Source organism: Paraburkholderia polaris (assembly GCF_012927345.1).
GTDB classification, from domain to species: domain Bacteria; phylum Pseudomonadota; class Gammaproteobacteria; order Burkholderiales; family Burkholderiaceae; genus Paraburkholderia; species Paraburkholderia polaris.
The window spans coordinates 12404-24371 of the sequence record NZ_JABBGJ010000005.1 but is presented as its reverse complement, the minus strand read 5'-3'; the positions used below and the strand labels follow the sequence as shown (position 1 = coordinate 24371).

Genomic DNA, 11968 nt, shown 5'->3' with positions numbered 1-11968 from the left:
GCAGGCCATGCTTCGTTAGGGCTGCAAGCCGCACGCGCACCTGATCAGATCTTCGCCGTAAACGTCAAACCGAAGACGCGCGGGTCGCCATATAGCACCGGATACGCCCCATAAGACGGCAACAGTTCCAGCTTTTTATAGACCTTGTTGGTCAGGTTCGTCACGTAGCCGGTCAGAATGTATTTCTGATTCGACGAGACGTACGATACGTGCGCATTCATCACCGTATAGCCCGCCTGCCACAGCTGCGGCACGGTTTGACGCGTCGCGCTGAAATACTCGGTGCTGCGGTAGTTAATATCGCCACCCAACGCGATCGAGCCCACCGGCAGCGGCACGCGGTATTCACCGCCCACGTCGATCGTGGTGTGCGGCGAACGGGCGAACGAATTGCCCACCGCGGTCGGCACATTGGCAAACTCGGTAAAGCGCGTGTTCAGCAGTCCGAGGTTCGCGAACAGATAAAGGCTGTTGAGCGGCTGCGCCTTCAATTCAAGTTCGAAACCATCGGCACGCCCCTGTCCCGCGTTCGACAATGTGGACACCGGCGCGCCGCCTAACGGATTCGGCGCGAGAGCAAATACCTGAATGTCGCGGTAGTCGTAATGGAAGACGCTCGCGTTGGCGGTCAGGCGCTTGTCGAACCATTCGCTCTTGATGCCGGCTTCGTAGTCGGTCAGATACTCGGGCGTAACTGTCGATACGGTGCTTTGCGTATACGCGCTGCCGTTGTAGCCCCCCGAACGGAAGCCGCGCGCATAACGGATATAAGCCCGCACGTTGTTACTGATCGCGTATTCGGGCGTCAGGTCCCACGTCGGTGCGCGCCAGGTGTTGGTCTGGTTCTGTCGCGCGCTCACCGCGAGTGGCGACGTGATCGACGCTGGATCCCACCAGTTGCTCACATCGCTGAACGAAACGGGGCCGCTATTTTCCAAACCGGTCAGATTGATCGTCTTGCGTTCGATCGTATAGCGCAGGCCACCGGTCAGGTTGAAGCGATCGGTGAAGCGATACTTCACGCTGCCGAACGCTGCGGCGCTTTGCGTGTGCTGAGTCAGTTCGGTCAGATGGTAATAGGTGGCCGACGGGCCGCCCGGCGCATCCGGCAAGCCGCCGCCGGCACCCTCTTCGCTCAGTTCCTCGGTGAAGAAGTGCGCCCCTGCGATCCAGCTCAATCGGTCATTCTGCGGCGACTCGATACGAAACTCCTGCGAGAACTGATGCGACGCAAGCGTATCGTGCGAACGCGCCGCGTCGTAGGGCGAGTAGTCTTCATCGTCCTGGTACCAGCGGTTCAGGCCTTCCAGCGCGGTAATCGAGGTCAGCGTCAGGGCGCTGTTGATATGCCAATGCGCCGTCAGCGAGCCGCCATAAGACGCAATGTGATCGCTCGACGGTGCATTCAATGAAACCGTTTGCGGATCGCTCGACCCGACGAAGCCAAACTGGTTTGCACCGTTAGAAGCGGCCCCTTGTGCGTGCCACGGGTCGCCGCCACCGGTGTAATTGCGGCCGTGGATGTTCAGCAGGAAGTCTGAATTCGAGGTCGGCACCGCGAGTAACTGGAAGCGCACCGCGTTGTCGTGGAAGCCGCCGAAACGGCCATCCGCGACTGTGTTGGTGAAAAAACTGTCGCCGTTCTCGTGATACACCGAGATGCGCGCCGCCAGCACGTCGTTGTTGCCGATCGGACCGCCGATCGCGGCTTCGGCAAGCCGGCTGTTGTACTGGCCGAACCCGACCTTGCCATAACCGTCCACGTCGAAGGTCGGCTTTTTCGAGGTCAGGCTGACCGCGCCGCCGATCGTATTCTTGCCCCACAGCGTGCCCTGCGGGCCGCGCAGCACCTGGATATTGTCGAGGTCGAACAGCGGAAAGCCCTGGCCGAACACGCTGTTGATATACACGTCGTCGAAGTAGACGCCGATCGGGCTCAGCGACAGATCCGACGGATCGTTGCTGCCGACGCCACGCAGGAACCAGCGGGGCCGTTCGCGTCCTTCGGTGGACTGCGCGGTGAAGTTCGGCACGTATTTGGTGATGTCGTTGACGACTCGCAATTCGTTGTTCTTGATGGTGTCACCGCTCAACGCGGTGACGGCGACCGGCACTTCCTGAATGCTTTCCTTGCGTCGGCGCGCGGTGACGGTGACCGTTCCCAGATTCGTATCGGCCACGGCCTTGTTCGTGTTCTTCGCTTTCGGCTTTGCCTGTACTGCCGTACCGGCCGCTTCAGCTGAAGCATCGCTTGCCGCGCTATCCGCAGCCCATGCCGGCGACACCAGCACACCACCAGCAAGCACTCCCCCGAGCGCAACGACGAGTGTTTTTCTCTTGAACATTGACTTCGCTATCCTTATTCAATTGTTGTTTGATTGCGCCCGCAACCGAGTTTTCGTCTTCGTGCGCGAGCGATGCGGCACGCATGGTGTGCTCTATTGCAAGTCGGATGCCAGGTGAAGCGGCCCGTCACACAAGGGTTGCGTGAACGGCACCAGGGGTGATTGCTGCTGGTGCACCCGCGGGGTGGTGTTGGGGTGTTGCGTATGCAGCACCCCAACACGGGGACAGCTATTGAGCGGGAAAATGCGCGCGAATGATCCGCAAGGTTCGCACTTGGGGAGCGTGATGCTGTGTTCGCGATGGGTGACGTGAGCGCGGCGAGGTGGCCGCGATCAGAACGATTCAATACCAGCCATCAGGATGCCGAATCTAATTTCAGAGCCAAACATCGTCGGCCTCACCGGCGCGAACCGGATGGCGACGCGATATAGCGATGTGATTGCGCGAGCGCGCGTGGATCGATCCACGCATGAATATCGAAGTCCGCCGGCAGAAAGCCCCATTCCACGAGGAAGCCTTTGAAATCGTCGAGCGCGGCGATCGACGTGTCGTCGAGATCAGTACGCAAGCGTTGATGCACGTCGTCGCCATAAGCGAGACGCAGCCAGTCGTCGCCCGAACCGGTTTCCCGGCCCAGATAGCCAAGCACTTCCTGCTTGTGCTCCCGCGCCCAGCCGTCCACGTCGATCACGCGCGCCAGAAAGCGGCTGACGATGTCCGGATGGTTGTCGAGCGTGGCCGCGTTGACCGTCAACGGCCGTGGCGAGCCGTTGTTGATGCGAACCTTCGGCTCGGGATGAAAGCCGATGTCGACCACAACCCGCGCGCCGATCAGGTAGGCACTCTCGAGACCGAGCGAACCCTTCACATAGATCGCATCGACCTCACCACGCACCAGTGCCGCGATTTCCGCGGAATAGAGACGGCGGCTGCTGACGCTACCCGGATTGCTGAACGACGCCGTGGGCAAGGCACCGCCATCCGCGGGCTCGCGCACATTGGCCGCCGCCACGTCGACCAGCTCGACATCGCGCGCGGACAGGCCCTCAAGATCCAGCACGCTGACAAAACCACGCAACGCTGCCGCGCGGAAAATATCGATCCGCTCGCCCGCGCGCTTCGGCAGGCCAACGCGGCGTCCACGCAAGTCTTTCGCCGTGCGGATGCCGGAGTCGGGCAGCGCAACGATCGCCTGCGCTTCGTCCACCCACGTCAGCGCGATCACGCGAGTATCGGCCCCGGCGGAACGCGCCCACAACGCCGGGATACTACCTCCCTGGCGAAACGAATTGTCCAATGTGTGATCGATATGTGAGGCGCGCTGGGCCGCATGCTGCGTTTCCTGTAACGAGCGTACGGTAATGCCGTCGCGCGCGAATTCGTCATCGAGCCAGCCGAGATGCGCGGCGATGCCGAGCGGTGTCGGCACCGGGCAGCGCGTGTACCAGATCGACTGGATGTTGTCTGAAACCGAAGTGCTCATGAATTGTTCCGGTAAGGAGTCGAGTGTCTGGTGTGATTTGCCGTGCTTAGGTGTGATTAGCCGTGACTCAACCGTGGCTAACCGTTATTGGCCGTCAGTACCGACAGCTTGCTGATGCCGGCGTGCTCGATCGCCGCCATCAGTTTGGCCACCGTGCCGTAGGGCACGCCTTCATCAGCCTGCAGGTTAAGCGCAACATCCGGGTTGTTCGCCTTGAGCGCCGACAGTTCAGCGCCGATCAGGCGCAGATCGGTGGGTCGCTTGTCGAGGTACACAACGCCCTTTGCATCGACACTGACGGTCACGGCCGGCTTCTGATCGGCGGGCGCCGTGGCGACCGTCCGGGGCAGATTCACATGCACCGCGTTGTTGAGCAGCGGCGCCGTGACGATGAACGCGACCAGCAGCACCAGCATCACGTCGACGAGCGGCGTGATGTTGATTTCGCTCAGCACGTCATCGTTATCGGAAGAAGATGAGAAGGCCATTATGCGAACGCCTCGTTGACGGTCTTCAGGCTCGGTTGCGCACGCGCCGCCGTGCCCTGTACGCGGAATCCGGCTTTCTGCGCGAGCGTGACGAAATCGGTTGCGAAACCGTCGAGATCGGCGGAAGCCGCTTTGACCAGGCGCACGAAGAAGTTGTAGGCGAGCACCGCCGGCACCGCGACCGCGATGCCAATGCCGGTTGCTACCAGCGCTTCGCCGATCGGTCCGGCCACCACGTCGATACTCGCCGACGCGCTGTGCGTGATCGCCGTCAGCGCGTGAATGATGCCGAACACGGTGCCGAACAGGCCGACAAACGGCGCGGTGCTGCCGATCGAGGCAAGCACGGCGAGACCCGCTTCGAGGCGGCGGCGCTCGTTCTGGATCTGCTGGCGCAGGTGGCGCTCCAGCAGATCGTGGCGGCTCCAGCTATGTTCGAGATCCTGACCATTGCCTTCGTCGGCGCGTTGCAAGGTCTCGAAACCGGTTGCCGCGACGCGGCCCACCGGGCTCACGCCGGGTTCCAGCGCGGCTGCCGCGTGGAAACTGCTGGCCGCCCAGAACTGCTTCGTGAAGCGCCGGCTCTGCACGCTCGCGCGCACGCTTTGGACGGCCTTGACGACAATGAGGGTCCACGTCACCACCGAGAAAATTCCCAGTAGCCAGAGCGCGCCCTGCACGATGAAAGTCGTTGAAATGCCATTCATGATGATTGATTCCTTTTGGTTCGCAATTCGGTTCGCAATTCGGTTCGCAATTCGGTTCGAGATTCGGTTCGAGATTCGGTCCGAGATTCGCTTCGAACTCGGTTCGCAATTCGGTTCGAAATTCAGATCCGGTGTTGAAAAGAAAGCACGCGCTTCGCCCGTCATGCAGACGGCCCGCTTCAGCCCAGCTTGAAGTCGATAGGCACGTTGACCCAGCCGTCGACCGCTTCGTCTCCCCGTTTGGCCGGCACGAAGCTCCAGCGCCGGACCGCGGCCACCGCGGCGTCGTCGAGCATCTTCCGGCCGCTGCTGGTCCTGATATCGACCGAGTCAGGTTTGCCGTTCGGCAGCACATGCACACGCAGCAGCACGCGCCCTTCCCATCCCTGGTCTTGTGCGATCGGTGGGTAGTCGGGCGCCGGGTTGTGCAGATACGCGGCGTTGCCGATCGGCGCGGTTTCAGCCACCGGCGCGGGGGGCGCGGCGGGGGCCGGTGCCACTGGTGCCGGCACGTGCGTGGCGACTGTGTCGGCCGGCGTCGAAGCTTGCGGCGGCTGGGCCACGAGCGGTGTGGCAGCAGGCGCCGGCTTCGGGGCTGCGGCACGCGTCAGCGGGCGTGCTGGCTGCGGTTGCTGTTTAATCGGCTGCGGCAGGGGCGGCGGCGCCTGCCTGGCCTGCGGCAACGGCACCGGCGGCCGCGTCAGCTCCACCGTCATCGGCAGGGGTTTGGGCGGCACGACAGCCGCGAGCGGCTCCACATGTCCATGTCTCGCCACCAGCACGAATCCCGCGTGCAGCGCGACGATCAACAGCGCGGCTGCGCCGATCTCGCCCCATGCCCGCTGCGTCGCCCGCGACTCATGCTCCGCCGCGGGCACGCGCTGCGTCAGCGGCTGCGGCGGCAGTGGCGCAAACGCAGGCACGTTCGAACGGCGCACCGCCGAGCCGCTCCAGCGCGCCGCATGGCGTCGCGCCTGCGTACCCGAACCCTCCATTGTCAGAAACGTCACGGTTCACTCCTTACTGGTTTGCGCGCTGCGCGAGGACGCCCCACACTAGGCGACCCATGCGCGGCGATATTTCGATACCTCGGTGTAAGGCTGCGGCTCGATCCATGCTCGCGCGTCGAAGTCGTGCTCGAGAAAGCCCCATTCGAATAGAAAGTCCTTAAACGCCACGAGACCGTCGATCGAGGTCTGCGCGAGATTGGTTTCCAGATGCCGATGCACTTCACTGCCATACGCATAGCGCACCCACTCGTCGGACGAACGGGTCTCACGCCCGATATAGGCAACGGTCTCGGCCGGATGCTTCGTCGCCCAGTCACCCGCCGCCACCACCACCGATACGAACCGGCTGACCAGATCGGGGCGCTCGTCGATGAGCGCCTGATCCACCGTCAGCGTGCGCGGCGTACCGTTGCCGATGCGCACCAGCGGATCGGGATGTGCGCCCAGATCGATCACCACGTGAGCGTCGATCAGATGCACGGTTTCCAGTCCGGCCACGCCCTTCACGAAGATCGCATCGACATCGCCCCGCACCAGCGCCGCCACTTCCAGCCCGTACTCATGCGGCCCGCGAAACGTCGATGCATTGCCGGGCGCCTGCCCAAGCTTGCCGATAGCAATCCGCGCTTCACCAGCTTCGCGCGTCGGCTCGGGTAAATCGACCCACTGCGCGTCGCTATGCCCGAGGCCTTCAAGTTCGAGTGCGGTAAGAAAACCCTTGAGCGCGGCAGCGCGCCAGAAGTCAATACTGATCGCGTGTCGCGGCAGACCCAGACGCCGTCCACGCAGATCGCGCGAATGGCGAATGCCACTGCCCGGCAGCGTCACGATCGCCTGAAATTCATTGGTCCACGAGAGGCCGACAACCCGCGTCGCCGCACCGCGCGAACGCGCCCACAACGCCGGGATATTGCCGCCCTGGCGAAACGACGACGGCAGACTGTGATCGAAATGCGACTCGCGTATGGCAGGCTCGCGGGTCTCCTGCAACGAATTCAGGGTGATGCCGTCCGGTCCGAACTCCTCGTCGAACCAGCCGCGGTGAACGGCTATGCCGAGCGCGGTCGGCACGGGACAGCGGGTGTACCACAGTGCAGTGGACGTCGCGGCTTGCGCAACGGTTGTACTCATCGTTGGATTCCTTGATTGTTGTTGTACGCGGGGCCGATTGCCGCCGCCTTAGGCAAGAGCGACCCGCAACGCCGCAGCGGTTCTGCGTGCATCGATCGCTCCCGCCACCAGCGGCAGGACCTCCTCGCCGACGCGATACGCTTCTTCCAGATGCGGGTTGCTCGCCAGAATGAAGGTCGATACGCCGATGTCCACATACTCGGCGAGCCGCTCCGCGACCTGCTCGTGGCTGCCCACGATCACGCAGCCTGGGCCGCCGCGAATCTTCGACATGCCGGCCCACAGGTTCGGCCCGACGATCAGGTCGTCGAAATGCTGGGTGTTGCCCTGGTGCAGCGCGAACTGCCGCTTCGCGCCAACCGACTCCGAATCGCCGACGCCAACGGTGCGTCGCGTGCCACCCAGTTGCGTCGAGTCGCTGACAGTAGCGAACATCTGCCGCAACTCGGCCCATGCCTGTTCTTCCGTCTCGCGCGCGAGAATGTCGATGCGCATGCCGAAGCGCAGATCGCGCTCGGCGTTTTGCGCGTCGAGCGCCTGGCGCGCGCGGTCGATCACCTCCTTCTGTTTGGCCAGCGGCTCGCCCCAACTCAGATGCACATCACCGTGTTTCGCGGCCACCGCCATCGCGGCGTCGCTGGCGCCAGCCAGATAGATACGCGGCACAGGCTGGCTGGAGAGCGGCGCGACCAGGCCGCCGCCTTCGACCTGATAGAAGCGGCCCTTGTGCGTGTAGGGCTCACCGGCGGAATAGCCCTTCACCACGTCGAGAAATTCATCGGTGCGCGCGTAACGGCTGTCGTGATCGATAAAGTCGCCATACGCGCGCTGATCCGCGCCACCGCCGCCCGTCACGATGTTCCACTCCACGCGGCCGCGGCTGATCCGCTGCAGGCTGGCCGCCATTTGCGCGGCATACGCCGGATGCATGAACCACGGCTGCATCGCGATCAGCAAGCGCAGGTTGCGGGTCTCGCGCGCCAGTGCCGCGGCCACCACCCACGGCTCCTCGGTAAAGCGGAAGATCGGAATCAACGCGCCGTGAAAACCGACCAGATCCGCTGCGCGCGCCACCTGGGACAGATAGTCGATGTAGCCAAAATCGTCGCTATCCGTTTTCGGCGCGACGCGCGAGGCCGTCTGGTTATTCCACTCGCCACGGGTGTGCCGGTCGTGTGCGCGTCTGCCATCGCCGTGCATCGGCAAGCGCCACAGAAATTCGACAGCCATTGATCTGTTCTCCTTGGTGTTAGCGTCGGGTCGACACGCGATGACGCGCGCCGTAACCGGTTCGGCACCTCTCTAAGCACGGCCTATGCCAATTGCAATGGAGAAGCCTTCGATTGGCACGCGATGCGCGATGGCCACGAGCGTTGCGGGCGCTTCGACTGGCACCGATCGCGGCGCAGCCAGCCTGCTCGCAAGCTGCTGCATCAGCACCTCACGTGTTGCTGGCGCAACACCGCTTCGGACAAGTGCTGCTGGAGCAACACCGGCGAAGGTGTCGAATCCCGCACCACACCGGTGGCACCGGCGGGACATAGCCGAGCCGCACGCCCGCTCCGCGCCACCAGGAGGATCCACGCGCGCCTGGCCTGAAATTTGCATTTATCAGTCCGCGCCGCCGCGACCGCTTTCGCGCGCCGCCGGCGGGCAGCACGAACCTCAATATGGAAACGCACATGACAGACAGGCCCGATTCATCATCGGACAAACAGCATCCCTTCTGGTACGCACGCTCACCGGTGCCAACGCCGCTCGGCATCGCCGTGCATCTCGGCTGGCTCAACGGCGAGTTGTCGGCCGACGGCATCGCGATCCGCTCGCTGCGCGACTCGGCAGGACACGACGCGTCGTCGATCAGCGATCACACGCTGGCGATGTCGTTTCGTCAGGGCGGCAGTATTCCGGCGATGTGGGCGCGCTCGCATCGTGCCGATACGCGCGTGATCGGCCTATCGTGGGTCGATGAATCGCAGTTGATCCTGACGCTGCCGGGTTCCGGCATTCAGTCGGTCAAGCAACTGCGTGGCCGGCGCATCGCGATTCCGCGTCGTTCGACCGACCGCATCGATATCTTTCGCGCCTCCGCGCTGCGCGGCTTCGTCAATGCACTCAGTCTGGAAGGCATGACGACGCGCGACGTCGAGCTGATCGGTGTAGAAGCACGCACACTGCAGGCAGTCGGCGACGATCCCGCAACGGAACTCTTCACCTTGCCGCTCGGCCTGTCGAGCCGCGCGCTGTATGCCGCCGAAGCGAGCGCCTTGCTGCGCGGCACGGTGGATGCGATCTACGTGAAGGGGTCAGTCGGGCTGGAAGTGGCGCAACTGATCGGCGCGCAAGTCGTGATCGATATCGGCTTTCATCCTGAGCCGCATATCCGCAACAACAACGGCACGCCGCGTCCGCTCACGGTGAATGCGGAAGTGCTCGCCAATCATCCGGACATCGTCGCCGGCTTTCTGAAGCTCGTGGTCGCGGCAGGCGACTGGGCGCGCACGCATCCCGACGAAACCGCGCAGTACGTTTCCCACGAAACCGCGTCGGCGATCGAGTGGGTTCATGCGGCCTATGGCGGCAACCTGCATCACCATCTCGGCGTGAACCTGGAAGCGGAATCGGTCGCCGCGCTCGACGACTTCAAAAACTTTCTGTTCGAGTGGGGATTCCTCGAAGCCGACTTCGAGATCGCCGACTGGATCGATCCACGCCCGATGGCCGATGCGCTGCATTCGACCATCAAGCGGCGAGCATGAACGAGCGCCCCGCTCGAACCACGCCGCCCGGTTTCCACCATTACGTTCAAGGTCTGATCCGCACATCATGAAACGCTCATCTGCTCTCTCCCTGTTGCTGCGGCGCGCGTTCGTCGCATGGTCGATGACGGTACCGCTCACCGCCGCCGCGTTGCTGGGCCCCGCCGTGGCACGCGCCGAAGATGCGCCAAAAGTCGTGCGGATCGCCGTGGTCGCTTATTCAAACGGCGGCAAAACGCAATATGCGGGCGCCTCCGCTTTAATCGACGCCGACAAGTCGCTGGAGCAGGCACTCGCCGCACGCCATATCAAGCTGCAATGGGTGCCGGTCTCGACCGCTGCGGTCGGAACGCTGGTCAACGAGGCCTTCACGAATCACAGCATCGACTTCGCCGGTTACGGCGACCTGCCCTCGGTCGTGGTCAACGCTTCCGGCACGCATACCAGACTGATCGTGCCGGGTGGCGTGGGCAGCAACACCTATCTGGTGGTGCCGGCCAATTCGACGGCGAAGTCGATCGTCGACCTGAAAGGCAAGCGGATTGCGCTCAATCGCGGCCGCCCGTGGGAAGTGACGTTCGGCAAACTGCTGGCGGCCAACGGCCTGAAACTGTCCGACTTCAAGATCTATAACCTCGATCCGCAAGCCGGCGCCGCCGCTGTCGCCGCGGGACGGGTCGACGGGTTCTTTACGCTCTCGGATGCTTACCCACTCGTGGACAAGCAGGTCGGCAAGATCATCTGGTCGACCAAGGAAGCACCCGACGCCTGGAAGATGCGCGCGGAATTGTGGGCCTCCGACGATTTCGTGCGTCAGTACCCCGACGTCACGCAACTGGTGGCGACCGCGTACGTACGTGCGGCCTATTGGATCTCGCAACCGCAGAACCGCGACGCGTTCATCAAGATTCTGAGCGCGTCGGGCCAACCCGAAAACGTAGTGCGCCGCGAGTACGACGACGAGAAGCTGCCGTGGAAAGACCAATGGACGCCGCTTTTCACGCCATCGCTCAGCGCGCATTACCGCGACGTGTCGGCGTATAGCCAGCAGGCCAAGCTCACGTCCGGCGGCGTGGATGTCAATAGCCTGCTCGCGCCGCAATTCGTCAACAACGCGTTGAAGGAGCTCAAGCTTGAACGCTACTGGGATGTGAGCGCCACGACGAATGTCGCAAACCGTTGAAACGGTGGCGGGCGCCGCGGCATCCGCTCCACCCACACCCGTCACTCAGGCAAGGGCGAGCGCCGCCTCTCGCGTGCGCGCTTTCGCGCACCGCGCTGCCTCACTGCTGTGGTGGGTCTCGCCCGCGATGCTATTCCTGCTCTGGTGGTGTGCGAGCGCGCAACACTGGTTCGCGCCGCAACTCCTCGTGCCGCCGCACAAGGTCTATGACACCTTCAGCACGCTCGCGGCCGGCGGCGACCTGCAGGACAACCTGCTGATCACTTTGCGTCGTCTGGCAACCGGCTTCGTGTGGGGCGGCTTGCTCGGCATTGCGTGCGGCACACTGCTCGCCGTGAACCGCGTTTTCTCAGACTACGTGCGCCCGCTCTTCGACATCCTGCGGCAGGTACCGACGCTGACGCTCATACCTATTCTGATTCTGCTCATCGGCATCGACGAACCGCTCAAGGTGGTGGTGGTCGCCAAAGCGGTGTTCTTTCCGGTCGCGCTGGCCACCTACGGGGGCGTGCAAGGCGTGCCGCGCGACCTGGTCGAAATGGCGCGCCACTATGGGCTCGGCCGCCTCGCGTTGTTGCGCGACGTGCTGCTACCCTCGGCCATTCCGTCGCTGCTCACGGGCATCCGTATTGCGATGGCGCGTTCCTGGCTCGCGCTGGTCGCGGTCGAGTTGCTGAGCGCCGACAGCGGCATTGGCGAAATGATGGAGATGGCGCGGCAAATGCTGCGTATCGACATTGTGATGGTCGACGTGATCGCAATTGGGTTGATCGGCTTCGCCCTCGATCAGAGCATCGCACTCGTGCAGCGCCGCGTGTTGCGCTGGCAAACGCCCAACCGTTGAATCAACTTCCTTTTGAA

Annotated in this window: 10 protein-coding genes; 3 read left to right on the top strand and 7 right to left on the bottom strand. The window is 63.4% G+C overall.

Translation table 11 applies throughout. From position 1 onward, the window contains the following. Positions 1-44: 44 nt before the first annotated feature. From HHL24_RS05400 to HHL24_RS05370, 7 genes are all read right to left on the bottom strand, one after another. A complete protein-coding gene (locus HHL24_RS05400; protein ID WP_169484483.1) occupies positions 45-2345 on the bottom strand; it encodes a TonB-dependent receptor in 2301 nt (766 codons plus the stop codon). Positions 2346-2743: 398 nt separating this feature from the next. After that, a complete protein-coding gene (locus tag HHL24_RS05395; protein ID WP_169484481.1) occupies positions 2744-3829 on the bottom strand; it encodes an ABC transporter substrate-binding protein in 1086 nt (361 codons plus the stop codon). Positions 3830-3906: 77 nt separating this feature from the next. Continuing rightward, positions 3907-4317, bottom strand: coding sequence for an ExbD/TolR family protein (locus tag HHL24_RS05390; RefSeq protein ID WP_169484479.1), 411 nt, complete (start codon positions 4315-4317; stop codon positions 3907-3909). Continuing rightward, positions 4317-5024: a MotA/TolQ/ExbB proton channel family protein gene (locus HHL24_RS05385; protein WP_169484478.1), complete on the bottom strand. Its 708-nt coding sequence runs from the start codon at positions 5022-5024 to the stop codon at positions 4317-4319. Before HHL24_RS05385 ends, HHL24_RS05390 begins: the two co-directional genes overlap by 1 nt. Positions 5025-5203: 179 nt before the next feature. Further along, complete coding sequence (locus HHL24_RS05380; protein WP_169484476.1) at positions 5204-6034, bottom strand: energy transducer TonB; 831 nt, start codon at positions 6032-6034, stop codon at positions 5204-5206. A 45-nt stretch (positions 6035-6079) separates the two neighbouring features. Continuing rightward, entirely contained in the window at positions 6080-7165 is a 1086-nt protein-coding gene (locus HHL24_RS05375; RefSeq protein ID WP_169484474.1) for an ABC transporter substrate-binding protein, read from the bottom strand. A 48-nt stretch (positions 7166-7213) separates the two neighbouring features. Next, positions 7214-8395: an LLM class flavin-dependent oxidoreductase gene (locus HHL24_RS05370; RefSeq protein WP_169484472.1), complete on the bottom strand. Its 1182-nt coding sequence runs from the start codon at positions 8393-8395 to the stop codon at positions 7214-7216. Between the two features lie 452 nt (positions 8396-8847). On the opposite strand from HHL24_RS05370, the gene HHL24_RS05365 reads away from it, so the two are divergent. The 3 genes from HHL24_RS05365 (at position 8848) to HHL24_RS05355 (ending at position 11951) form a co-directional block, all read left to right on the top strand. Then, on the top strand, positions 8848-9924 hold the full coding sequence (locus tag HHL24_RS05365; RefSeq protein ID WP_169484470.1) for an ABC transporter substrate-binding protein: 1077 nt from the start codon (positions 8848-8850) through the stop codon (positions 9922-9924). Between the two features lie 67 nt (positions 9925-9991). Then, a complete protein-coding gene (locus tag HHL24_RS05360; protein WP_169484468.1) occupies positions 9992-11107 on the top strand; it encodes an ABC transporter substrate-binding protein in 1116 nt (371 codons plus the stop codon). Continuing rightward, entirely contained in the window at positions 11091-11951 is an 861-nt protein-coding gene (locus HHL24_RS05355) for an ABC transporter permease (protein ID WP_169484466.1), read from the top strand. Before HHL24_RS05360 ends, HHL24_RS05355 begins: the two co-directional genes overlap by 17 nt. The last annotated feature ends 17 nt before the right edge of the window (positions 11952-11968 follow it).